We start from the raw sequence: 23,695 nt of genomic DNA on the forward strand, positions 1-23,695 counted from the left end.
AGGTTAGACAACTTGTCCGGATTCGGGATCAACATCGGGTGACGCGCCGGATCAGGTCCTCCCACGCGTCGCCGAGACGTTCCACGGACATCCCGAGGTCGCGCAGTTCGTGCAGTACCAGCGTGGCCTCGAGCGGTGCGAGCAGGGAACAGGCGAGCAGTTCGTGGTCGCCGTGCACCCCGGCCGCGCGGAGCAGGGACACGACGTGGCGCACGGACACCGCCCGGGCGGGTGCGGCGAAACGGAACTCGAGGGAATTCTCGGCCGCGCGCTGGACCTCACCCTGTACCTCGACGATCGCGATGCGGGCGTGCCCGAAGGCGATCAGCCGGTCGATCGGGTCGGCGCCCGGACCGAGCGGCGGTGGACCGAACATGAAGGACTGCTGGAGTTCCCGTTCGGTGTGGTCGAGGAGTGCGTGCATGAGGCCCGACCGGCTGCCGAACCGGCGGAACACTGTGCCCTTGCCCACACCGGCCTTGCAGGCGACCGCGTCCATCGTGACGGCGTCGACGCCGCGCTCCGCGACCAGCAGCGCGGCCGCGTCGAGCAGAAGACGCCGATTACGTGCGGCGTCTCCGCGTTCGGGGGGATCGACCCCGATCTGGGGCAGGAGGGGACTGGTCACGCCTCGCATCCTACCGTGACGGGAACATAAGTGGACCGCGGTCCGTTTAGTTGCTATACATGTTCACGAGTCGCCCTACGCACCATCGAAGGATTATTGACATGTCACAGACCAACGTTCTCGTTCTCGTCGGCAGCCTGCGCGCCGCCTCGGTCAACCGTCAGCTCGCCGAGACCGCGATCGCCGTGGCGCCCGAGGGTGCCGAGGTGACCGTGTTCGACGGCCTCGGAGACGTTCCCTTCTACAACGAGGACATCGACGTCGCCGGTTCCATCCCCGCCGTCGAGGCGCTGCGCGACGCCGCCGGCCGGGCCGACGCGCTCCTGCTCCTCACGCCCGAGTACAACGGCACCATCCCCGCCGTCCTCAAGAACGCCATCGACTGGATCTCCCGGCCGTACGGCACCGGTGCCGTGAAGGACAAGCCCGTCGCCGTCATCAGCGCCTCGCCCAGCGGCAACGGTGCCCAGTGGGCGCACGAGGACACCCGCAAGGCCGTCCGCATCGCAGGTGGCAAGGTCCTCGAGGACGTCACCCTCGCCATCGGCGGCACGATCGACAAGTTCGGCGACCGGCACCCGCGCGAGAACGCGGAGGTCGCGCAGCAGGTTGCCGACGTCGTCGCCAGCCTCGTCGACGCCACGAAGCAGCTCGTCGACGCCTGACGATTCCGCTCGCGCGCGGCGCCGCCGTCGCTACAGCCCGGTCCGATCCAGGGCTGCGTCGACGGCGTCGCGCACCGAGTCGAAGTCTTCACCGGCCGCCAGGGCAGAGTCCCTGGCGGCTTCTATCTGTTCGCGCACCGTCTCGTACCTCGCGACCCACTCCTCCTTGTTGTCGCGCCAGTAACCGATGACGTCGTAGCGGTCCGCATGCCAGCGCAGGTCGTGGCGCAACCAGCGTCGCACCGCCCGCGACACCCTTGCCTCGCCCGCGAACCACACGTATCCCGGTGCATCCGGTCGCGGCCAGTCGCGGGCCGCCTCGGCGAGCAGGCTGTCGCCGGCGCCGTTTCCGCTCCCGTCCAGCCACGTCACGGTCAGCGCGGCATCGGTGGCGAACTGCTGCCGGTCCTCGGGGGTGGTGACCTCCGCGATCACGTGTACCCGCGCCGAGCCGGGTAGCTCCTCGACGATCCGGCCCACCGCGGGCAGCGCCGTCATGTCGGCGACGAGGAGCTGCCACTCGGTGTCGGCGGGCGGCGCGTACCACCCCGATGCGGTCGAGAACCCGAGCGTCTCGCCCGGGCGCGCGCCCGCGGCCCAGTGTGCTGCGGTCCCGCCCGCATGGACGGCGAAATCGATGTCCATCTCCTGTGCGTCCGGGTCCCAGCGACGCACGGTGTAGCTGCGCTTCTCTTCGCCGTCGGGCGGGAAGGCGAGGAGCAGGCGCTCGTCCGGCCTTCCGCTGGACTCGAATCGACGGAGATCTCCGCCCGCGAGGGTGATCCTCTGCATGTTCGGCGTCACCCGCCGCGTGCGCGCCACGGGTGCCGACCAGTCGAGGTGGTCCAGGGAGTCGTCGGACATGCGCTCACGGTAGCGGGACGGCCCGGCAGTTACCGGTCGGCAAGCGTGGGGGCGCGTCGTACGCGACGCCCCGGTGTGCCCGGCCGCAGGCGGCCGGGAAGCGGCGCCTCCGGGGGTGACGAGTACGCCGCTCGGAGGGCGCCGCCGTGGTCCGGCGGAGTCCTCTTCGGCCGGTCCGGACGGTGCTCTCCCGGGGCCTGCGCCGCGGATGCGGGCGTGTCCTCGGAGGTGACGTAAGCTCCCGGAGCCTCCAGTGCACGAGCGCGATGCGAGGGGTGTTCCGCGTCACGCCGAAAATGTGATGTGTGACACGCCGGAGCGAGCACGAAATTTATGGTCCGCGGGATGACGACCTGGGAATTTCATCAATGTGACTCACAACATCTCGGGTTAAGTGTTTCTGTCGGCCACTAGGTGTAGTGTCTTGAGCACTGAGAGACCACAACGAGAACAGACTCGGTGAGCATCTCCATCGGGGGTCACCGCCATCTCGATCAGGGGAAGTCTCAGTGCGCTGAACACACACTTCGTCAGCTCCATTCGGCAGTGGAAAGAGGGACTTCATGAGCATCACCGTCTACACCAAGCCCGCTTGCGTTCAGTGCAATGCCACCTACCGGGCCCTCGACAAGGCGGGTATCGAGTACTCCGTCGTCGACATCACCGAAGACCCCGAGGCCCGGGACTACGTCATGGCACTGGGATACCTGCAGGCGCCCGTGATCGTGGCCGGTGACGAGCACTGGTCGGGCTTCCGCCCCGACCGCATCAAGACCCTCTCGGCAAACGCTGCTTGAAGCGAGGCGATCGCACCGCCCGAGGCGGAATTCGATCCGATTCCCGGGCGGCAGTAAACGGTAGTACTAGTCCGGATGGTGGAAACCGATGACATCGCTGGTGTACTTCTCCAGCGCCTCGGAGAACACGCACCGATTCGTCCAGCGGCTCGGGCTGCCTGCGACGCGCATACCCATTCACGACCGCGAGGGCACCTTCGAGGTTCGCGAACCCTACGTGCTGATCGTCCCCACGTACGGCGGGGGAACGACGGCCACGGGCCGCGACACCAGTTACGTCCCGAAGCCGGTCATCCGATTTCTCAACAACACACACAACAGGTCGCTGATCCGAGCAGTGATCGCGGCAGGAAACACCAATTTCGGTGAGTCCTATTGCTTTGCAGGAAACATCATTTCTCAGAAATGCCACGTTCCCTACCTCTACCGCTTCGAACTCATGGGCACAGCCGAGGACGTCGAGCGGGTCAGGGCCGGTCTGGGTGAATTCTGGGATCACTTAGACGACGAGGAGCACGAGAAGTGGCGCCGACCATCACAGACACCATCGACGCGGGGAGCGTAGAGCGCGACGCGCGCGGTGGAGACTCGACGAACGGTCTCGATTACCACGCACTCAACGCAATGCTCAACCTGTACGGCCCCAACGGCGAGATCCAGTTCGACAAGGACGTCGCCGCCGCCCGCCAGTACTTCCTGCAGCACGTCAACCAGAACACCGTCTTCTTCCACAACCTGGACGAGAAGCTCGACTACCTCGTGGAGGAGAACTACTACGAGCCCGAGGTCCTCGACCAGTACTCGCGCGCGTTCGTGAAGTCGCTGATCGAGCACGCCTACTCGAAGAAGTTCCGCTTCCCGACGTTCCTGGGCGCGTTCAAGTACTACACCTCGTACACGCTGAAGACGTTCGACGGCAAGCGTTACCTGGAGCGATTCGAGGACCGCGTCTGCATGGTCGCCCTCACGCTCGCCGCCGGCGACGAGGAACTGGCGACCAAGCTCGTCGACGAAATCATCGCCGGCCGGTTCCAGCCCGCCACCCCCACGTTCCTCAACTCCGGCAAGAAGCAGCGCGGCGAGCCCGTGTCCTGCTTCCTGCTGCGCATCGAGGACAACATGGAGTCCATCGGCCGCTCCATCAACTCGGCGCTGCAGCTGTCCAAGCGCGGCGGCGGAGTTGCGTTGCTGCTCAGCAATGTTCGCGAGCACGGTGCCCCGATCAAGAAGATCGAGAACCAGAGCTCCGGTGTCATCCCGATCATGAAGCTGCTCGAGGACTCCTTCTCGTACGCCAACCAGCTCGGCGCGCGTCAGGGCGCAGGCGCGGTGTACCTGCACGCGCACCACCCGGACATCTACCGCTTCCTCGACACCAAGCGGGAGAACGCCGACGAGAAGATCCGCATCAAGACGCTGTCGCTGGGTGTGGTCATCCCGGACATCACGTTCGAGCTGGCGAAGAAGAACGAGGACATGTACCTGTTCTCGCCGTACGACGTCGAGCGCATCTACGGTGTCCCGTTCGCGGACGTCAACGTCACCGAGAAGTACTACGAGATGGTCGACGACAAGCGGATCCGCAAGTCGAAGATCAAGGCGCGCGAGTTCTTCCAGACCATCGCCGAGCTGCAGTTCGAGTCGGGCTACCCGTACATCATGTTCGAGGACACGGTGAACCGGGCCAACCCCATCGAGGGCAAGATCACCCACTCCAACCTGTGCTCGGAGATCCTGCAGGTCTCGACGCCGTCACTGTTCAACGACGACCTCTCGTACAGCGAGGTCGGCAAGGACATCTCCTGCAACCTCGGCTCGCTGAACATCGCGAAGACCATGGACTCGCCCGACTTCGCACGCACCATCGAGGTGTCGATCCGCGCCCTCACCGCGGTGTCCGATCAGACGCACATCTACTCGGTGCCGTCGATCGAGCAGGGCAACAACGACTCCCACGCCATCGGCCTCGGCCAGATGAACCTGCACGGGTACCTGGCCCGTGAGCGGATCTTCTACGGCTCCGACGAGGGCATCGACTTCACGAACATCTACTTCTACACCGTCGTGTTCCACGCGGTGCGGGCGTCCAACCGGATCGCCATCGAGCGGGGCACCCACTTCAAGGGCTTCCCGCAGTCCAAGTACGCGTCCGGCGAGTACTTCGACAAGTACACCGATCAGGTGTGGGAGCCGACGACGGAGCGGGTGCGGCAGCTGTTCGCCGAGTCCGGTGTGCACATCCCGACGCAGGACGACTGGCGCGAGCTGAAGGCGTCCGTGCAGAAGTACGGCATCTACAACCAGAACCTGCAGGCCGTCCCGCCGACGGGGTCGATCTCGTACATCAACTACTCCACCAGCTCCATCCACCCGGTGGCGTCGAAGATCGAGATCCGCAAGGAAGGCAAGATCGGCCGCGTCTACTACCCGGCGCCCTACCTGACCAACGACAACCTGGAGTACTACCAGGATGCCTACGAGATCGGGTACGAGAAGATCGTCGACACCTATGCCGCGGCGACGCAGCACGTCGACCAGGGGCTGTCGCTGACGCTGTTCTTCAAGGACACCGCCACCACCCGCGACATCAACAAGGCGCAGATCTACGCGTGGCGCAAGGGCATCAAGACGCTGTATTACATCCGGCTGCGTCAGATGGCTCTGGAGGGTACCGAGGTCGAAGGTTGCGTTTCCTGCATGCTGTAGGCGGCTCCGCCGCCCGTGAGTACTTGTCAACCGCCGGCGGTTGACAAGTACTCACAGCCGAACGAAGTGAGGAATCAATGGTCAAGCTGGTGAGTCGCGTATCCGCGATCAACTGGAACCGCGTCCAGGACGAGAAGGACGCCGAGGTGTGGGACCGTCTCGTCGGCAACTTCTGGCTGCCCGAAAAGGTGCCGGTGTCCAACGACATCCCGTCGTGGGGGACGCTCACGCCGCAAGAGAAGCAGCTCACGATGCGGGTGTTCACGGGGCTGACGCTCCTCGACACCATTCAGGGCACCGTGGGCGCCGTCAGCCTCATCCCCGACGCCATCACCCCGCACGAAGAGGCGGTGTACACCAACATCGCGTTCATGGAGTCGGTGCACGCCAAGAGCTACAGCTCGATCTTCTCGACACTGTGCTCCACCCGCGACATCGACGACGCCTTCCGCTGGTCCGAGGAGAACCCGAACCTGCAGCGCAAGGCCGAGATCGTCATGGACTACTACCAGGGCGACGAGCCGCTCAAGCGCAAGGTGGCATCCACCCTGCTCGAGAGCTTCCTGTTCTACTCGGGCTTCTATCTGCCGATGTACTGGTCGTCGCGGGCGAAGCTCACCAACACCGCCGACCTCATCCGCCTCATCATCCGCGACGAGGCCGTGCACGGGTACTACATCGGCTACAAGTACCAGAAGGGGCTCGAGCAGCTCACCGAGGCCGAGCGCGACGACCTCAAGAACTACACGTTCGAGTTGCTCTTCGAGCTCTACGACAACGAGGTCGACTACACCCAGGACCTCTACGACGAGGTGGGCCTCACCGAGGACGTCAAGAAGTTCCTGCGGTACAACGCGAACAAGGCGCTGATGAATCTCGGCTACGAGGGTCTGTTCCCGAAGGACGAGACGGACGTCAACCCGGCGATCCTGTCGGCGCTCTCACCCAACGCGGACGAGAACCACGACTTCTTCTCCGGCTCGGGCAGCTCCTACGTCATCGGCAAGGCCGTCAACACAGAAGACGAGGACTGGGACTTCTAGGCCCGCTCGCGACTTCCAGAGCTGTCGCCCAATGTCACACCGGTTCAGTTCGACTGCACCGGTGTGGCATTGGGCGAACTGCGTTCAGCGGCGGAACCACGCCTCGGGCTCGTCCTGCAGCGCCTTGTCGAGCCGCAGCCGCGACGACGAGGTGAGGTCCGGCGGCAGCGCGTCGGGGGAGAACCAGGCGACGTCGTGGTTCTCGTCGTCCGACACGGCAGCGTCCCCGCTCAGGTACCGCGCGAGGAAGCACACGTCGAGATACTGCGCGACGTCGCCGTTCGGGTAGGTGATCGGGTCGGTGACGTCGACGCTCGTGATCCGGACCAGTTCCGCGTCGACGCCGGTTTCCTCGCGCACCTCACGCAGGGCGGCGGGTCCGGGTTCCTCCCCGGGTTCGAGGATGCCGGACACGACGGCCCATTTGCCGTTGTCGACGCGCCGGGTCAGCAGCACCCGGCGGTCGGCGTCACGCACGACGACACTCACCCCGGACAGCCACAGCGGCGCAGTGCCGACGTGGCCGCGCAGGGCGGTGACGAACTCGGGGACGGGCACCGGGCCTCCTAGCCGACGTAACCGTTCAGCGTGTTCCGCAGGTCGGTGAGCATCGCGCGCGCGGCGACGACACCGTTTCCGCCCCACACGTCACCCTCCACGGCGAAGACCCGCTTGTCGGAGGCCGCTTCGAGGTCTTCCCAGGCCTCACCGGACATGACGTCCTCCGCGTGCGCGGTGCCCTCCTCGCCGTCCAGGACGGCGTAGATGAGGTCGCCCTCGGCCTGATCGATGTCGGATTCGGAGATCGGTTCGGTGACTGCGCCGTCGAGGTTCTGATATGCGGGTCGCCGCACACCGGCGTCGGTGAGGACCTGGCCGGCGAACGTGGCCGGACCCTCGACCTCCATGCTGTCGGCGCCGAAGCGGACGACGGAGGCCTGCGTCTGCGCGGCATCGATGTCGACGCCGAGTTGCTTCGCGTCCTGCTGGTACAGCTCCAGTGCGGCCGTCGCCGCGTCGGCCCGGCCCAGGGCGTTGCCGGCGAGGAGGAACTGCGCCTTCCAGTACACGGGGTCGGAGCCGACGAACACGGTGGGCGCGATGGGGGAGAGCGCGCCGTACAGCTGGTCGGACGCCGGACTCGATCCGAGGATCAGGTCCGGGTCCGCCTGCGCGATCTTGTTCACGTCCGGGGCATCGACGGATCCGACGCTCGGGATCTCGGAGATGCCCGTGCCGAGGTATCCGGGTTGCGGCGAGTCCCCGTCGACGGTCGCCGCGCCGACCACGTTCTCCCACAAACCGAGTGCGCACACCGCGTCGAGCGCGGTGCTGTCGAGTACCACGATCCGCTGCGGATCGGACGGAACCTCGCTCTCGCCCTTCGTGTGGACCACCCGGTGCGTCGAGCCGGCCGCGAGTGCGGCGTCGACCGGGGCAGGCTCGGCGCAGGCGGTCGTGGTGTCCCTCTCGATGCCGACCACACCGGCTCCGGCGATTTGCGTGGTGGTCCGGACGATGGACGCCGCGGGATCGTCGTCGGACGGTTGAGAGCAGCCGGCGACTGCGAGCGCAGCGACGGCGGCGACGAGACCGGTGGACGCGCGGCGGGCGGAAAACCTACGAGGGGACAATTCGGCGACTTCCTGTGTGTGCGGGCGCGTTCAGGTTAGCCGCTGTGCTTGTCCACCCCGAACGTGTCCGACAGGTCGTCGAGGATGAGATGCGCGCCTTGGATGCTGACCGGCGACATCCAGCGGGCGTCGTCGACGTCGATCTTGCGTCCCTTCAGCGTCTGCCACAGCGGGCTCTCCAGGAATGGCTTGGCCGCTTCGGCGCTCTTGCCGGCCGGGTCCTGCCAGGTGCTGACGAAGATGGCGTCGCCCTCGGCCTCACTGATCAGCTCGGGGCTGATGGCTTGCATGATGTTGTCCGGATCGGCCGGATCGGGGCCCTGGCTCTGCGGACGGGCGAGCCCGGCGTCCGAGAGGACGATCCCGCTGAACGAGGTCGTGCGGTAGAGGCGCGCCGTCGGCTCGCCCGCGAACCGGACGACGGAGATCACCGGATTCGACGCCGTGTCGTTGATCTCCGCGCCGACGGCGGCGGCCCGCTCCTCGTAGGCGCCGATCTTCTGCTCCGCGAGTTCCTCCTTGCCCAGTGCCGTGCCGACGAGCCGGATGTTGTCCTTCCACGTGGGCCCGGTCGTCTCGGTGAAGATGGTCGGCGCGATCGCGGACAGTTGCTCGTAGTTCTTCGCGTCGCGCACTTCGGCGGAGATGATCAGGTCGGGTTGCAGCGCGGCGATCTGCTCGAGGCTCGCGTTGCCGACCTTGCCCACCGATTCGACTTCCGCCGCGAACTCGTCCCGCGAGGAGCCGAGGTAGTCGGGCAGGCCGGGTTCGCGGTAGTCGACGTATCCGACGAGCGGCGCCTCGAGGAGGAGGACGGCGTCGGTGAAGCTGTTGTCGAGTGCCACGATGCGCTGCGGCGCGGCCGGGATCTCGGTGCTGCCGCGGAAGTGGTCGACGGTGCGGGGGAAGTGCCCGGTCGACGAGGTGGTGCTGGACGCGGCGGCGGAGTCGTCGCTGCTGGAGCAGGACGTGATCGAGAAAGTGGCTGCAGCGGCCAGTGCGACCGCGCCGGCGACGACCCGGCGTAGGGAGAGAACGTTCACATGGAGCTCCTGGTTGAAGTTAGGTGAGCGAAACCTTAGCACCGGGGTTTCGGCGTGTCGGACCGTCCGGGGTCCGAGTCGACCGGTCGCGTGCGACACGCCGGACCGCGTGACAGTGAGCACTCCCCGGTGCGACAAACCGCAGGTCGCGTGCGCCACAATTTGCTCTGAGTCCGGGTAAGTACGACAGTGGGTAGGACCCAGTCGGAGGCCGCTCAGGGCACGGTCTACGATTCGATGAGCGCAAGCCAGAGACCGTTCGCCTCGCAGCCCGGGGACGGACGCGCATTCAGGAGGATCAGTGACTGCCGTAGCGCCCCAGCCAGTCCCCGCGATAGCTGCAGCCAGGCCTTACCCGCCGCGGCAGGGACCCAAGGGCTCGTTCATCTTCAAAATGATTACGACCACCGACCCCAAGGTGCTCGGAATCATGTACTTGACGACCTCGATCGCGTTCTTCCTCATCGGTGGTCTCATGGCCCTGATGATGCGCGCCGAGCTCGCTGTGCCCGGTATGCAGTTCTTGTCGAACGAACAGTTCAACCAGCTGTTCACGATGCACGGCACGATCATGCTGCTGCTGTACGCGACGCCGATCGTGTTCGGGTTCGCCAACTACATCCTGCCGCTGCAGATCGGCGCCCCCGACGTGGCGTTCCCGCGACTCAACGCGTTCAGCTACTGGCTGTACGTGTTCGGCGCGATCATCACGACCGCCGGCTTCATCACCCCCGGAGGTGCCGCGGACTTCGGCTGGACCGCCTACACGCCCCTGACGAGTGCGCTGCACTCCCCGGGCGTCGGCGCCGACCTCTGGGTCATGGGCCTCGCGGTCGCCGGCCTCGGCACCATCCTCGGTGGTGTCAACATGATCACCACCGTCATCTGCCTGCGTGCCCCCGGTATGACCATGTTCCGCATGCCGATCTTCACGTGGAACATCTTCATCACCAGCATCCTGATTCTGCTGGCGTTCCCGCTGCTGACCGCGGCGCTGCTCGCTCTGCTCGCCGACCGGCAACTCGGCGCACACATCTTCGACCCGGCCACCGGCGGTGTGATGTTGTGGCAGCACCTGTTCTGGTTCTTCGGCCACCCCGAGGTGTACATCATCGCGCTGCCGTTCTTCGGCATCGTCTCGGAGATCTTCCCGGTCTTCTCCCGCAAGCCGATCTTCGGGTACACCGGCCTGATCTACGCGACCCTGGCGATCGCCGCCCTCTCCATCGCGGTGTGGGCGCACCACATGTACGCCACCGGCGCCGTGCTGCTGCCGTACTTCTCGTTCATGACGTTCCTGATCGCCGTCCCGACGGGGGTGAAGATCTTCAACTGGATCGGCACCATGTGGAAGGGGCATCTGACCTTCGAATCGCCGATGCTGTTCTCCATCGGCTTCCTCGTCACGTTCCTTTTCGGTGGTCTGTCCGGTGTCATCCTCGCGAGCCCGCCGCTGGACTGGCAGGTCACCGATTCCTACTTCGTGGTCGCGCACTTCCACTACGTGGTCTTCGGCACCGTCGTGTTCGCCACCTACGCCGGCATCTACTTCTGGTTCCCGAAGATGACCGGCCGCATGATGGACGAGCGCCTGGGCAAGTGGCACTTCTGGACCACGTTCATCGGCTTCCACGGCACCTTCCTTGTCCAGCACTGGCTGGGTAACGAAGGTATGCCCCGCCGCTACGCCGACTACCTGCCCTCGGACGGCTTCACGTTCCTGAACTCGTTCTCCACGATCTTCGCGTTCGTCCTCGGTGCCTCGACGCTGCCGTTCATCTGGAACGTCTTCAAGAGCTACCGGTACGGCGAGGTCGTCACCGTCGACGACCCGTGGGGCTTCGGCAACTCGCTCGAGTGGGCCACCAGCTGCCCGCCGCCGCGGCACAACTTCACCGAGCTGCCGCGCATCCGCTCCGAGCGTCCCGCGTTCGAGCTGCACTACCCGCACATGGTCGAGCGGATGAAGGCAGAGGCGCACGTCGGACCGGGCCACGGCGGCAAGCACGCCAGCACCGTGCTCGAGAAGGAACGCCACGAACCGCTGACCGTCGGCGACGAAGGCGACCCCGGAACCGACACCGGCCGCTGACACATCAGTTTCGGAAAGGCCCCGCCCCCACACCGGGCGGGGCCTTTCAGTTGGCACAATGGGTGCCGGACAAGCCGCGCGAGCAACATGATCGGAGTACATCGGTGGGTGCAGCAGACACCACTGTCCTGGTGACCGTGACGGGCCCCGACCGACCCGGCGTCACCTCGGTGCTCTTCGGGTCGCTCTCCCGCCACGACGTGAGCCTTCTCGACGTGGAGCAGGTGGTGATTCGTGGGCGACTGACCCTCGGTGTCCTGGTGGCCTGCCCCGAGAACGGGGAAGCGCTGCAGGAGGAACTCGAAGAGGCAATGGCCACCGTCGGGATGTCGGTGGACGTCGAGATCGGTGCCGATCCCGGCAGGCAGTCGCTGTCCACCCACGCCGTGGTCGTCCTCGGTAGCCCGGTGTCCGCTCGCGCGCTGCGCTCGGTGGCCCGGGAGATGGCAACCCTCGGGGTCAACATCGACTCGATCCGCGGCGTCGCCGATTACCCGGTGACGGGCCTCGAACTCCTCGTGAGCGCTCCCGGCACGGCGGAGGCGGACAAGAGTCTGCGCACCGTACTGGCAGAAGTGGCCGTGCGCGAGAACGTCGACATCGCGGTCGAACGCGGGGGACTGGCCCGTCGGGCCAAACGACTCATCGTGTTCGACGTCGACTCCACCCTCGTCCAGGGCGAGGTCATCGAGATGCTCGCCGCGCGGGCGGGAGTCGAGGACGAGGTGCGCGCCGTCACCGAATCGGCGATGCGCGGCGAGATCGACTTCACCGAATCCCTGCACCAGCGGGTCGCAACCCTCGCCGGCCTCGACGCGTCCGTGATCGACGACGTCGCGGAAAACTTGGAACTGACACCGGGCGCCCGCACCACCATCCGGACGCTGCGCAGGCTCGGCTTCCACTGCGGTGTGGTCTCCGGCGGTTTCCGGCAGGTCATCGAGGGCCTGGCCCACGAACTGGAACTGGACTTCGTGCAGGCCAACACGCTCGAGATCGTGGACGGCAAGCTCACCGGCCGGGTGATCGGCGACATCGTCGACCGGGCCGCGAAGGCGACCGCACTGCGCAAGTTCGCCGCTCAGGTCGGCGTCCCGATGGAACAGACGGTGGCGGTCGGCGACGGCGCCAACGACATCGACATGCTCAACGCCGCCGGGCTGGGAATCGCGTTCAACGCCAAGCCCGCTCTGCGCGAGGTCGCGGACACCGCACTGTCGCACCCCTTCCTCGACGCCGTGCTGTTCATCCTCGGGGTCACCCGCGACGAGGTCGAGGCCGCCGACGCGGTGGACGGCGTGGTGCGACGAGTCCCGCTGTCGTGACGGAATCATGCCGCGGTGCGGTCACCGGGGAGACCGGTGACGACACCCTGTGGGCGGCGCGTCACGCCGTCCTCGCGGCCGGATACGGCGGCCGGCCGGATCCGGACGACCCGGCACAGGTCCTCGCCATGCCGATCGTGCTGCACATTCCGAAGGCCGACCCCCCGCCGCGTAGTGCTCTGCTCGAAGCTGCAGCCACCGCGGCCGTGGCGTTGTGCCTCGACCCCCGCGTCGGCCCCGACGAGACGGGCGCGCCCGGACCGTGGCAGGAGGATTACCTCGCCTGGATCGGGTCCCGGATCCGCAAGGTGACGCGGCGGGCACGGGGAGCCGGGTGGCGTGCGGCGCAGGAGGTCGACGGGATCACCGTCGACGTCGACGGTGCGCAGGCCCGCGCACTCGTGCCCGTCGCAGTCGGCGCGCTCGATCCCCGCATCCGGAAGTTGCAGATCGGCGGGACCGATCTCGACCACGACGACCCCGGAGAGATCCCGGACGGGGATCCGGTGCTGTGGATCAACTCCGCTCTGGACATGACGGTGGGGAAGGCCGCGGCCCAGGTGGGCCACGCGTCGATGCTGCTCGCCGGTGCGATGACCACCGAGCAGGCCCGCGCGTGGGCGGCCACCGGCTACCGCTGCACCGTGCGGGACGCCGACGTCGGACTGTGGGAAGAGCTGACCATCGAGGTGGTGCGGGGCCGGGCGATCGCAGTGCGCGACGCCGGCTTCACCGAAGTGGCTCCCGGATCGATGACCGTGATCGCCTGCCCCTGAGCCTGCTGGCCGACGCATCGACAGTCCAGTGCCTGCGTCGTGGCTATGGGGTGCGGCAGGATTTCCCGGAACACTGACGGGCATGCTCGCTCGACGCCTGATCGCTCTTTTCGCCGGACTGTGGCTGTACGGCTTCTCGATGGCCATGATGATCACCGCCGGCCTCGGTCTCGACCCCTGGGATGTGTTCCATCAGGGGGTCGCGGATCGCACGCCACTCAGTTTCGGTGTGGTGACCGCGCTGACCGGTGTCGTGGTGCTCGCGCTGTGGATCCCGATCCGCCAGAAACCGGGATTCGGGACGATCGCCAACGTCGTGGTCATTGCCGTCTCGGTGGACACCTCGCTCGCGTTCCTCGAACCCGCCGACTCCCTTCTCGTGCGCATCGTGGTGATGCTCGGTGGCGTGGTCCTCAACGCGCTCGCCACCGTGCTGTACATCGGTGCGGGGATGGGTCCCGGCCCGAGGGACGGTCTCATGACCGGTCTGGTCGCGCGCACCGGGCTGTCGGTGCGGGTGATCCGCACGTCGATCGAGGTGACGGTGCTGGCCACCGGCTGGTTGCTCGGCGGCACCGTGGGGGTGGGCACCGTCGTCTACGCGCTGGGCATCGGCCCGCTCATCCAGCTGATGATGCGTTTCGGTGGCATCTATCCGACCGCACGAAAGACGAGCAGCGTCGGACCGGACAGTGCGATCGTGGAGTCTCCGGAGATCGGGCCGCCCGGCGCGGGTGCGCCGTCGGGGGACGCCGAGTCGAATTCGGCGAGCACCGTGCCGTAGAACCATTCGGGACAGCCCAGGGTGATCACGGTGGGTCCGCCCGAGTGGAAGACGAGAAGCCAGCTGTCGTCGGTGAGTTGGTGCCCGTCTTCGGTGTGGGAGCGGATGTCGGAACCGTCGATCCACGCCTGGAGGGTGCGCCTGGAGTCGTCGTACCACGCGCGGTCGTCCATCTCTGCGCCGTCGGCGCCGAACCACACGAGGTCGGGATGGCCGGTGGGGGTGCGCCTGCCTTCGAAGAATTCCGGCTGGCGCAGCGCGGGGGAGGCGCGTCGGAGGTCGAGGGCCCGGGTGACGAATGCGGTGAGAGTCGTGTCCCCGGAACTCCAGTCGAGTGGCCAGGAGTCTTCACGCGGGGTGTCTTCGGGGACGCAGTACGCGTTGTTGTTGCCGCCGAGGGTGTGACCGAACTCGTCGCCTGCGGTGAACATCGGCGTGCCGGTCGACAGTGCGAGCGTGGCCAGGAGCGCGCGGACGTGCCGGGACCGCGCCTCGATGATCGACGGATCGTCGGTGAGGCCTTCGACACCGTGGTCGACGGAGTCGTTGTGATCGGCGCCGTCCCGGTTGTCCTCGCCGTTCGCCTCGTTGTGTTTGCGGCGGTACGACACGAGGTCCGCGGCGGTGAAACCGTCGTGCGCGGTCACGAAATTGACGGACGCCCACGGCCGCCGGTTTCCGAACACGTCCTCGGAACCCGCCACTCGGGAGGCGAGATCGCGCACCCCGGTGCCGCCGTTCCAGAACCGTCGAACGGTGTTGCGGTACTTGTCGTTCCATTCCGACCACTGAACGCCGAAGTGCCCGACCCGATATCCGTCCGACGTGGCGTCCCACGGTTCGGCGATCAGTTTGCACCGGGAGAGAACGGGATCCGCCGTGATCGCGGAGAAGATCGAAGCGCGGGAATCGAATCGGCCGCCACCGGGCCGGCCGAGAGCGGACGCGAGGTCGAACCGGAAGCCGTCGACCCCCATCTCGTGCGCCCAGTAGCGCAGGCTGTCGCCGATCATCCGGACGGCGACGGGCGACTGTGCATCGACGGTGTTCCCGCAGCCGGTGAGATCGATGTCGCGACCGTCGGAGTCGAGCAGGTAGTAGCCGGGGGCGTCGAGGCCGCGCCAGCTGAGGCTGATGCCGTCGACGCCCTGTTCGCAGGTGTGGTTGTACACCACGTCGAGGACGACCTCGATCCCCGCGGCGTGCAGCGCGTCGACCATCGTGTGGAATTCGGTGATCTCCTGACCGGGCACCACCGCATAACCCGGGTGAGGGGCGAAGAACGCCGCGGTGGCGTACCCCCAGTGGTTGCGCATGCCCCGCGAACGCACGGTGGCCTCGGAGACGTACGCCTGGACGGGAAGCAGTTCGACCGCGGTCACCCCGAGACGGACGAGATGACCGACGACGGCGGGTTCCGCGAGACCCAGATACGTTCCGCGGTACTGCGGCGGCACGTCGGGGTGCCGTGCGGTGAACGATCCCACGTGAAGTTCGTAGACAACGGTTTCCTCCCACGGCCTTTCGATCCGCGGTCCGCTCGTGCGGGCGTGGTCGGCCGTCACCACCGACAGCGGGGTGTGGCCCAGGCTGTCGACGCGGGACGGGCCGCCGAACGGGTCGCCGTCGTGGGAGACGAGTGCGTCGTGGTCGCCGAGTTCGCCTGTGATGCCGGTCGCCCACGGATCCAGAAGCAGCTTGGCGGGGTTGAGGCGCACGCCGCGTGCGGGGTCCCAGCGTCCGTGCGCGCGGTAGCCGTAGCGCTGTCCCGCACCGACCCCCTCGACGATGCCGTGCCAGATGCCGTACGTCCGTTGGACCAGGTCGATCCGGGTCTCGTCGCCGTCCGCGGAAATCAGGCACACCTGTACCAGTTCGGCGTCGGGAGCGTGGACCGCGAACTGCGTTCCGGTGCCACGCACATTCGCTCCCAGGGGAAACGGTGATCCGGGCAGCCGCAGACTCGGGGGGAGCGACGACATCTCGCCCGGGTGCGAATCGATGTGAGGCGACACGCAACTGATCCTGCCGTGAATGCTCGGAAGATGTGCGGGAAGATGGGTCCGTGCATGAACCTGATCCTGATCTCCTCATCGAATTCGACGACGTTCTCCTCCGCCGCGGGGGCAACACTCTGGTGGGCCCGGTCACCTGGAAGGTGGAACTCGACGAGCGGTGGGTCGTCCTCGGACCGAACGGGGCAGGGAAGACGTCGTTGCTCCGGATCGCGGCCGCCGAACTGCATCCCACGAGCGGAAGCGCCTACCTTCTCGGCGAGCGGCTCGGCCGCGTCGACATCAACGAACTGCGTCCGCGGATCGGACTGTCCTCCTCGGCGCTCGCCAACCGGGTGCCGTCCGAGGAGATCGTGACCGATCTCGTCGTCTCCGCCGGCTACGCGGTCCTCGGACGCTGGCGTGAGCGCTACGACGACATGGACACCGACCGTGCCATCGAGATGCTCGAGAGCCTCGGTGCCGAGCACCTCGCCAGACGCACGTACGGCACCCTGTCCGAGGGTGAGCGCAAGCGCGTCCTCATCGCCCGTGCGCTGATGACCGACCCGGAACTACTGCTGCTCGACGAGCCCGCCGCCGGTCTCGACCTCGGTGGGCGCGAGGAACTCGTCGCGCGCCTCACCGATCTCGCCGCCGACCCCGACGCCCCCGCGACGGTCCTCATCACCCACCACGTCGAGGAGATCCCGCCGGGCTTCACTCATGCACTGCTCCTCAAGGAGGGGGAGGTCGTCTCGCAGGGGCTCCTGGATCAGGTCATCACTGCCGAGAACCTCAGCGAGGCGTTCAGCCAGTCCATCAGCCTGGACAAGGTCGACGGCCGATTCTTCGCGCGGCGGACCCGCGTCCCCGGCGCGCACCGGCGAGGCTGAGGACCGGCGGTCACACCGGGGTACCGACTGCGACCCGCGTCACCCGGCGGCGTAGGTTCCGAGACATGGTCTCGAAGCAAGAGCAGGCGCCCCGCGACAGTACCGACGTGGCACCCAAGGACGCGTCCACGGTCATCCTCATCCGTGACGCCGCGGCAGATGTCGCGGCGTCCGGTATCGAGGTGTTCCTCCTCCGCCGGGTGAAGGGGATGGCGTTCGCCGGCGGCATGACCGTATTCCCCGGCGGCGGGGTCGACCCGTCCGACGCCGAAGCCGAGGTCGACTGGGCGGGACCGTCCGTCGACTGGTGGGCTGGGCGGTTCTCCACCGATGCGGCGCGCGCGAAGGCCCTCGTATGTGCGGCGGTGCGTGAGACGTTCGAGGAATGCGGCGTGCTCCTCGCGGGACCGAGCGCGGACACGATCGTGGCGGACACGTCCCGTTACGCGCAGTCCCGAACACAGCTCGAGAAGCGGGAACTGTCGTTCAGCGACTTCCTGAAGCGCGAGAACCTCGTCCTGCGGGCCGACCTGCTGCGGCCCTGGGCCAACTGGATCACCCCGGTCGGAGAGGGCCGCCGCTACGACACGCGTTTCTTCGTCGCCGCCGCACCGCACGGCCAGATCGCGGACGGCGCGACGTCCGAGGCCGAGGAGGTGCAGTGGCAGAGTCCCGCCGCGGCGCTCGCGCACTGGCAGGGCGGCGGAAGCATTCTGCTGCCGCCGACGTGGAGTCAGCTCACGGCGCTCAGCGCGTTCGGTTCGGTCGCGGAGGTGCTGGCCGCGGAGCCGGAGATCCCGGTGATCCTGCCGACTCTGATCACGGACGAGGAGCAGCTCCGCGTCGAGTTCCCGGGGCAGGACGGCTACTACGAAGCCGGTCCGCATCCGTGGGCGTCCCGCGACTGATCGCGATGCGGCGGGCCGCGAAACCGGGTCGGAGGCAGACAAGTAGCCTTTTGCCTCATGGCTGAGTTTGTCACTCTCGAGGTATCCGAAGGCATCGGCACGATCCGGCTCGCGCGCCCCCCGATGAACGCCCTGAACCGCCAGGTTCAGCAGGAGTTGCGGGCAGCGGCGCGGGAGGCGACCGTCAACGCCGACGTGAAGGCCGTCATCGTCTACGGCGGCGAGAAGGTCTTCGCCGCGGGCGCGGACGTGAAGGAAATGTCCGAGATGAACTTCGGTCAGATGTCCGACGTGATCGGCGACCTGCAGTCCGACCTCGCGGCGGTCTCCGAGATCCCGAAGCCCACCGTCGCCGCCATCACGGGGTACGCGCTCGGCGGCGGCCTGGAGGTCGCGCTGTCGGCGGACCGGCGCATCGCGGGCGACAACGCCAAGCTCGGCGTGCCGGAGATCCTGCTCGGCATCATCCCCGGCGGCGGCGGCACTCAGCGTCTCGCCCGGCTGATCGGACCGTCCAAGGCCAAGGATCTACTGTTCACCGGCCGATTCGTCGACGCCGAGGAGGCTCTCGCGATCGGTCTGGTCGACGAGGTCGTGGCGCCGGACGACGTGTACGAGGCGGCCCGCACGTGGGCGTCGCAGTTCACGAAGGGAGCGGGCCGCGCCCTGGCTGCGGCGAAGGCCGCCGTGGACCGTGGGTTGGACGTCGACCTGGGTACCGGGCTCGCGGTGGAGCGTCAGCTGTTCACCTCGTTGTTCGCCACCCAGGACCGCACGATCGGGATGGAATCGTTCATCGAGAACGGCCCAGGTAAGGCTCAGTTCACGGGCGAGTAGTCTGGAGCCCGAAACTAGAACCTGTTCACTCTTACCAGCGAGTAGGATTTGCCGCATGACTGCAAGCGCCCATGACGACCCAACTCCTCATCCGCACGCCACCGCCGAAGAGGTAGAGGCTGCGCTGAAGGACACCAAACTCGCCCAGGTGCTGTACCACGACTGGGAAGCCGAGACGTACGACGAGAAGTGGTCGATCTCGTACGACGAGCGGTGCATCGACTACGCGCGCGGACGTTTCGACGCCGTCGCGGGCGATCAGCCGCTGCCCTACGAGCGGGCGCTCGAACTGGGCTGCGGCACCGGATTCTTCCTCCTCAACCTGATGCAGGGCGGGGTCGCGAAGACCGGTTCGGTCACCGACCTGTCGCCCGGCATGGTGAAGGTCGCCCTCCGCAACGCCGAGGGCCTGGGATTGTCCGTCGACGGCCGCGTCGCCGACGCCGAAACCATCCCGTACGAGGACGGCACGTTCGACCTCGTCGTGGGACACGCTGTCCTGCATCACATCCCGGATGTCGAGCAGTCGCTGCGCGAGGTTCTGCGCGTCCTGAAGCCGGGCGGGCGTTTCGTGTTCGCCGGTGAGCCGACCACGATCGGCAACTTCTACGCCCGCTGGCTGGGTCGCGCGACGTGGGAGGTCACCACCCGGGTCACCAAGTTGCCGTTCCTCGCGGACTGGCGTCGCCCGCAGGCGGAATTGGACGAGTCCTCCCGGGCGGCCGCGCTCGAGGCCGTCGTCGACCTCCACACGTTCGATCCGAGCGACCTCGAGAAGATCGCGAAGTCGGCAGGCGCCGAGCAGGTTCACGCGGCCACCGAGGAATTCGCCGCCGCTCTGCTCGGGTGGCCCGTCCGCACGTTCGAGGCCGCTGTGCCCCCGGAGAAGCTGGGCTGGGGCTGGGGGCGTTTCGCGTTCACCGGATGGAAGACGCTCAGCTGGGTCGACGAGAAGGTTCTCCGGCACGTGGTTCCACGGGGATTCTTCTACAACGTCATGATCACCGGCGTGAAGCCCGGCAACTGAATTGGGCTATGCGTTCACTGCCGGGGACGTGGAGTTCCTGCAGAGCCCGGACGGGGCAGCCGCTCTCGCGGAGGTGGACGGCTTCGCACTGACCACGTCTACGCGCCTGGCCGACATCGGTCGGGCGCGTACGCGTTTCGGCTCACACGTGGCGTTGCTGGTGGAGACCGTGCTGTTGCGGCGGAAGGCGGCCGCCAAACTTCCCGGCACCGAAAACTGGTTCTTCACCGACGACGCCCTGCAGCAGGCGACACCACGGGCGGTCGCCGCACACCGTGCGACGCGGCTGACGGACCGGCACGTCCACGACGTCACGTGCTCCATCGGCGCCGAACTGGACGCGGTGGCCGGGACGGCCGCAACCGTGATCGGCAGCGACCTCGACTCGGTCCGGCTCCTGATGGCGCAGCACAACGTTCCCGGGGCGGCCGTTCTCCGCGCCGACGCGCTCGTCCCGTGCACCCGCGGCACCGTCGTGCTCGCGGATCCGGCGCGACGGTCCGGCGGCAGGCGCACACACGACCCCGCCGCGCTGGAGCCGCCGCTGCCCGATCTGATCGACGCATACCGTGGACGGGATCTCGCGGTGAAGTGCGCCCCCGGACTCGATTTCGACCGGCTCGGCTGGGACGGCGAGGTGGAGGTGGTGTCGCTCGACGGCGGCGTGCGCGAGGCGTGCCTGTGGTCGCCGGGACTGTCCGGAGCCGGTGTCACCCGGCGAGCGAGCGTCCTCGGCTCCGACGGCACCGCGTGGACGGTGACGGACGCCGAGGACGACGACATCCCCGAACGCGCGCCGGGCGAGTGGATCATCGACCCCGACGGCGCCGTCGTGCGTGCGGGCCTGGTGCGGCACTACGCCGCCCGGCACGGGCTGTGGCAGCTGGATCCCCGGATCGCCTATCTCACCGGCAATTCGGTCCCCGACGGCGTGCGGGGCTTCCGCATTCTCGAACAGGTGAAGTATTCGGAGAAGTCGCTGCGGCAGGAGTTGGCGCGGCACGACTGCGGGGTGGCGGAAATCCTCGTGCGCGGCGTCGACGTCGATCCCGCGGTCCTGCGTCCCAAGCTGAAGCTGCGCGGAAGTCGTTCGCTCAGTGTGGTGATCACGCGGATCGGCCGAGCCGGCGTCGCCTTCATCTGCGCTTCGCGCCCGTGAGTACTTCTCAACCGCCGGACGTTAATAAGTACTCACGGGTCAGCGGAGGACGAACAGCTCTCCGAGCAGTGTCGGCGTGAGAACTTCACCCTTCGGCCCGACGGACGTGCCGACCGTGAAGCCCTTCGCCCCGGGCAGGGTGTCCTGGTCGAGGGTTTCGCCGGTCCCGGTGTCGAACGTGAGCATCGCCAGTCCGTCGGTACCCTCGCGGACCACCGCGTAACCGGTGGACCCGGCCGTCTGGGCCGGGACGCCCAGCTGCAGCAGATCCTTCCGCTCCCAGACCAGTTCGGCGTGATCGCCCTTGTCCTGCAACGCCAGCAGGTGGCCGTCGAGTCCGCCCGCGGGGATGATCAGACCGTCCGCGGACGTCGACGGGCTGCCGGCGGCGGCATACCCGATGTCGTAACTCCACTTCGGATCGCCGGTCGCGGAATCGATCGCCCACAACGTGCCCCAGTTGTCGTTGGTGTAGACGACGGAGCCGTCGGCCGACAGATCGGGACTGGACGCGCTGCCGCCCGGCAGTGCATCGCTGGACCATTCCTGGGTGATCGCGGGGTTGTCGCCGCCGGAGTACTTCATTGCGACGAGTTCCGCCGCGGGTGCTCCTGGGGCGAAGAACGTGAAGTAGAACTTGCCGGACTCGAGGTCGATGGCCGGCATGTTCGCCACCGGGCAGTCGGGTGCGCCGAAGAAGCAGCCGCTGAGGCCCTTGTCGTCGGGCAGGATGTCGACGTTCGCGCCCTCGGCGACGGACGGCGGCGGGACGAGATCGTACGGCGCCACGACCTTCTGACCGGTCTGCGTGTCCACGACGTTGATCTGGCCGAGCTGGGTGATGAAGAGGAGATTGCCGTCGCCGGTGAACTGCGCCGACAGCGGCGTCCCGACCACCGGTGTGCGCCAACGCAGCTGGCCGTACTCGTTGAACGAGTTGATGGCGCCGTTCTCACCCACGTACACGTTGGCGGCGCCGTCGACGATCGGCGTGGAGGCAACGACACCCGGCGCGAGCTGACGGCACCAGCGTTTGCGGCCGCTGTCCATCTGGTAGGAGAAGAGGTTGCAGCCCTTCTCGGTGCGGGCCGTGATGAAGATCTGGCCGCTGGCGGCCACCGACGCGTAATTCGCAACCGGACCGCCGAGCGGCCGCGACCAGGCGAAGGAGAGTTCGCGGGAACCGGTGACGGGGCTGGTGTCGCTGTTGCGGGCGTCGGCGTGCATGCCGGGCCACCCGCCCGCGGAGAAGATGTCGTCGACCTGCGTTCCGCTGCTGCAGCCGCTGAGGACGACAGCCGAGATCGTCGCCAGCGCCAGTACTGACGAACGTAGGACCCGCCGCATTACTTCTCCTCGTCTTCGATAACGCTCGGCCCAGAGACTATCCCGCCGAGGCTGCGCCGATCGGCACACCCCGATGCCGGTGTCGGAGTCCGGACGCACCCGACCGGCGGCCCGAGCCGTGAACGTAGGCTGACAGGCTATGACGAGCATGTGGGGCGCACCGTTGCGTACGAGGTGGCGAGGATCCCGGCGGAGCGACAGCGAGCAGGCCCGCTTCCTGACACGCGACTCGCTGCGATGGGTGCTGGCGAACAAGGCGTACACGCCGTGGTACCTCGTGCGGTACTACCGGCTCGCGAAGTTCAAGCTGGCCAACCCGCACGTGATCCTGCGCGGCATGGTGTTCCTCGGCAAGCGGGTGGAGATCCATTCGACCCCCGACCTGTCGCGGCTCGAGATCGGCCGCTGGGTGCACATCGGCGACGGCAACGCGATCCGCTGCCACGAGGGTTCGCTGCGCATCGGCGACAAGGTGGTCTTCGGCAAGGACAACGTCGTCAACACGTACCTCGACATCGAGATCGGCGCGTCGACGCTCGTGGCCGACTGGTGCTATATCACCGACTTCGATCACCGCATGGACGATGTGAACGTCCCGATCAAGGATCAGGGCATCGTGAAGGGCCCGGTCCGCATCGGACCCGACACGTGGGTGGCGGCCAAGGTCACGGTTCTCCGCAACACGCGGGTGGGGCGAGGCTGTGTTCTCGGCGCGCATGCCGTCGTCAAGGGTGACATCCCGGACTTCAGCATCGCCGTCGGCTCGCCGGCCAAGCCCGTGAAGAACCGCAAGGCCGAGTGGGAGGCGGGTGCGTCCGAACGCGCGAAGTACATCGCGGCCCTCGAGGACATCGCCCGGAAGAAGGCGGCGCAGGAGAACTGACCGGCGCGGTGGCATAGTCGGCAGCATGACCGCGTCGGACAGTGAACTCGAGGAGCGCATCCGGGCGCTCCTCGACGCCCGCTCCGAGAGTGCGAGCATCTGCCCGTCGGATGTCGCGCGGGCCGTCGCACCGGACGACTGGCGACCCCTCATGGAACCGGTGCGGGCGGCCGCCCGGCGTCTGGCCGATGCCGGGGAGGTCGAGGTCACTCAGAAAGGTGCCGTGGTGGATCCGGGATCGGCACGGGGTCCGATCCGGATCCGGCGGGCCCGCGCGGACTGAGGGC

The 23,695-nt window shown here is 67.3% G+C and carries 22 protein-coding genes; 15 read left to right on the forward strand and 7 right to left on the reverse strand.

Annotated elements, in window-relative coordinates; translation table 11 throughout:
• Positions 1-28: 28 nt before the first annotated feature.
• Positions 29-628, reverse strand: coding sequence for a TetR/AcrR family transcriptional regulator (locus tag FND50_RS14720; protein ID WP_005240279.1), 600 nt, complete (start codon positions 626-628; stop codon positions 29-31).
• Positions 629-729: 101 nt separating this feature from the next.
• Here FND50_RS14720 and FND50_RS14725 point away from each other — a divergent pair, with 101 nt between their 5' ends.
• Positions 730-1,293 (forward strand): NAD(P)H-dependent oxidoreductase, encoded by a 564-nt coding sequence (locus tag FND50_RS14725; RefSeq protein ID WP_005240282.1) that lies wholly within the window; start codon positions 730-732, stop codon positions 1,291-1,293.
• Between the two features lie 30 nt (positions 1,294-1,323).
• On the opposite strand, the gene FND50_RS14730 is transcribed toward FND50_RS14725, so the two are convergent.
• Positions 1,324-2,157 (reverse strand): siderophore-interacting protein, encoded by an 834-nt coding sequence (locus tag FND50_RS14730; protein ID WP_144286209.1) that lies wholly within the window; start codon positions 2,155-2,157, stop codon positions 1,324-1,326.
• A 563-nt stretch (positions 2,158-2,720) separates the two neighbouring features.
• Here FND50_RS14730 and FND50_RS14735 point away from each other — a divergent pair.
• The 4 genes from FND50_RS14735 (at position 2,721) to nrdF (ending at position 6,703) form a co-directional block, all read left to right on the forward strand.
• Positions 2,721-2,954, forward strand: a complete 234-nt coding sequence (locus FND50_RS14735; protein WP_005240286.1) for a redoxin NrdH — start codon at positions 2,721-2,723, stop codon at positions 2,952-2,954.
• An 88-nt stretch (positions 2,955-3,042) separates the two neighbouring features.
• Positions 3,043-3,519, forward strand: a complete 477-nt coding sequence (gene nrdI / locus FND50_RS14740; RefSeq protein ID WP_007296824.1) for a class Ib ribonucleoside-diphosphate reductase assembly flavoprotein NrdI — start codon at positions 3,043-3,045, stop codon at positions 3,517-3,519.
• Complete coding sequence (gene nrdE, locus FND50_RS14745; RefSeq protein WP_397493952.1) at positions 3,477-5,660, forward strand: class 1b ribonucleoside-diphosphate reductase subunit alpha; 2,184 nt, start codon at positions 3,477-3,479, stop codon at positions 5,658-5,660. Before nrdI ends, nrdE begins: the two co-directional genes overlap by 43 nt.
• A 77-nt stretch (positions 5,661-5,737) precedes the next feature.
• Positions 5,738-6,703, forward strand: coding sequence for a class 1b ribonucleoside-diphosphate reductase subunit beta (gene nrdF, locus FND50_RS14750; RefSeq protein WP_005240291.1), 966 nt, complete (start codon positions 5,738-5,740; stop codon positions 6,701-6,703).
• An 84-nt stretch (positions 6,704-6,787) separates the two neighbouring features.
• On the opposite strand, the gene FND50_RS14755 is transcribed toward nrdF, so the two are convergent.
• The 3 genes from FND50_RS14755 to FND50_RS14765 are packed head-to-tail and all read right to left on the reverse strand — an operon-like array spanning position 6,788 to position 9,380.
• On the reverse strand, positions 6,788-7,261 hold the full coding sequence (locus tag FND50_RS14755; protein WP_144286210.1) for an NUDIX domain-containing protein: 474 nt from the start codon (positions 7,259-7,261) through the stop codon (positions 6,788-6,790).
• Between the two features lie 8 nt (positions 7,262-7,269).
• Positions 7,270-8,337, reverse strand: coding sequence for an iron-siderophore ABC transporter substrate-binding protein (locus FND50_RS14760; protein ID WP_144286211.1), 1,068 nt, complete (start codon positions 8,335-8,337; stop codon positions 7,270-7,272).
• 35 nt (positions 8,338-8,372) lie between these two features.
• A complete protein-coding gene (locus FND50_RS14765) occupies positions 8,373-9,380 on the reverse strand; it encodes an ABC transporter substrate-binding protein (protein WP_144286212.1) in 1,008 nt (335 codons plus the stop codon).
• A gap of 301 nt (positions 9,381-9,681) precedes the next feature.
• Between FND50_RS14765 and ctaD the strand changes: the two genes are divergently transcribed.
• The 3 genes from ctaD to FND50_RS14780 all read left to right on the forward strand — a co-directional run bounded on the left by ctaD (position 9,682) and on the right by FND50_RS14780 (position 13,573).
• Positions 9,682-11,472 carry a cytochrome c oxidase subunit I gene (ctaD, locus tag FND50_RS14770; protein ID WP_144286213.1) on the forward strand — a complete coding sequence of 597 codons (1,791 nt, stop codon included), beginning with the start codon at positions 9,682-9,684 and terminating at the stop codon, positions 11,470-11,472.
• 104 nt (positions 11,473-11,576) lie between these two features.
• The gene (serB, locus tag FND50_RS14775) at positions 11,577-12,797 is read left to right on the forward strand and encodes a phosphoserine phosphatase SerB (RefSeq protein WP_005240300.1); all 1,221 of its coding nucleotides are present in this window, start codon (positions 11,577-11,579) and stop codon (positions 12,795-12,797) included.
• The gene (locus FND50_RS14780; protein WP_005259562.1) at positions 12,794-13,573 is read left to right on the forward strand and encodes an aminoacyl-tRNA hydrolase; all 780 of its coding nucleotides are present in this window, start codon (positions 12,794-12,796) and stop codon (positions 13,571-13,573) included. The genes serB and FND50_RS14780 overlap by 4 nt, the downstream gene beginning before the upstream one ends.
• Before the next feature lie 651 nt (positions 13,574-14,224).
• Here FND50_RS14780 and glgX read toward each other — a convergent pair.
• Positions 14,225-16,372: a glycogen debranching protein GlgX gene (gene glgX / locus FND50_RS14790; protein ID WP_144286214.1), complete on the reverse strand. Its 2,148-nt coding sequence runs from the start codon at positions 16,370-16,372 to the stop codon at positions 14,225-14,227.
• A gap of 50 nt (positions 16,373-16,422) precedes the next feature.
• Between glgX and FND50_RS14795 the strand changes: the two genes are divergently transcribed.
• From FND50_RS14795 to FND50_RS14815, 5 genes are all read left to right on the forward strand, one after another.
• The gene (locus FND50_RS14795; RefSeq protein ID WP_144286215.1) at positions 16,423-17,247 is read left to right on the forward strand and encodes an ABC transporter ATP-binding protein; all 825 of its coding nucleotides are present in this window, start codon (positions 16,423-16,425) and stop codon (positions 17,245-17,247) included.
• A gap of 65 nt (positions 17,248-17,312) precedes the next feature.
• Entirely contained in the window at positions 17,313-18,155 is an 843-nt protein-coding gene (locus FND50_RS14800) for an NUDIX domain-containing protein (protein ID WP_144286216.1), read from the forward strand.
• 57 nt (positions 18,156-18,212) lie between these two features.
• Positions 18,213-18,992 carry an enoyl-CoA hydratase/isomerase family protein gene (locus FND50_RS14805; protein ID WP_144286217.1) on the forward strand — a complete coding sequence of 260 codons (780 nt, stop codon included), beginning with the start codon at positions 18,213-18,215 and terminating at the stop codon, positions 18,990-18,992.
• A gap of 55 nt (positions 18,993-19,047) precedes the next feature.
• Complete coding sequence (locus tag FND50_RS14810) at positions 19,048-20,019, forward strand: class I SAM-dependent methyltransferase (protein WP_144286218.1); 972 nt, start codon at positions 19,048-19,050, stop codon at positions 20,017-20,019.
• A 1-nt stretch (position 20,020) separates the two neighbouring features.
• Complete coding sequence (locus FND50_RS14815; RefSeq protein WP_144286219.1) at positions 20,021-21,178, forward strand: THUMP-like domain-containing protein; 1,158 nt, start codon at positions 20,021-20,023, stop codon at positions 21,176-21,178.
• A gap of 39 nt (positions 21,179-21,217) precedes the next feature.
• Here FND50_RS14815 and FND50_RS14820 read toward each other — a convergent pair whose 3' ends face one another.
• The gene (locus tag FND50_RS14820) at positions 21,218-22,525 is read right to left on the reverse strand and encodes a PQQ-binding-like beta-propeller repeat protein (RefSeq protein WP_144286220.1); all 1,308 of its coding nucleotides are present in this window, start codon (positions 22,523-22,525) and stop codon (positions 21,218-21,220) included.
• 139 nt (positions 22,526-22,664) lie between these two features.
• Here FND50_RS14820 and FND50_RS14825 point away from each other — a divergent pair, with 139 nt between their 5' ends.
• Together FND50_RS14825 and FND50_RS14830 are read left to right on the forward strand one after the other, a co-directional pair.
• Positions 22,665-23,408 (forward strand): acyltransferase, encoded by a 744-nt coding sequence (locus FND50_RS14825; protein ID WP_005240319.1) that lies wholly within the window; start codon positions 22,665-22,667, stop codon positions 23,406-23,408.
• A 25-nt stretch (positions 23,409-23,433) separates the two neighbouring features.
• The gene (locus tag FND50_RS14830; RefSeq protein WP_144286221.1) at positions 23,434-23,691 is read left to right on the forward strand and encodes a DUF3253 domain-containing protein; all 258 of its coding nucleotides are present in this window, start codon (positions 23,434-23,436) and stop codon (positions 23,689-23,691) included.
• Positions 23,692-23,695 lie beyond the last annotated feature (4 nt).

It is taken from the genome of Rhodococcus sp. WB9 (assembly GCF_007558985.1).
Classification (GTDB): Bacteria; Actinomycetota; Actinomycetes; order Mycobacteriales; family Mycobacteriaceae; genus Rhodococcus_F; species Rhodococcus_F opacus.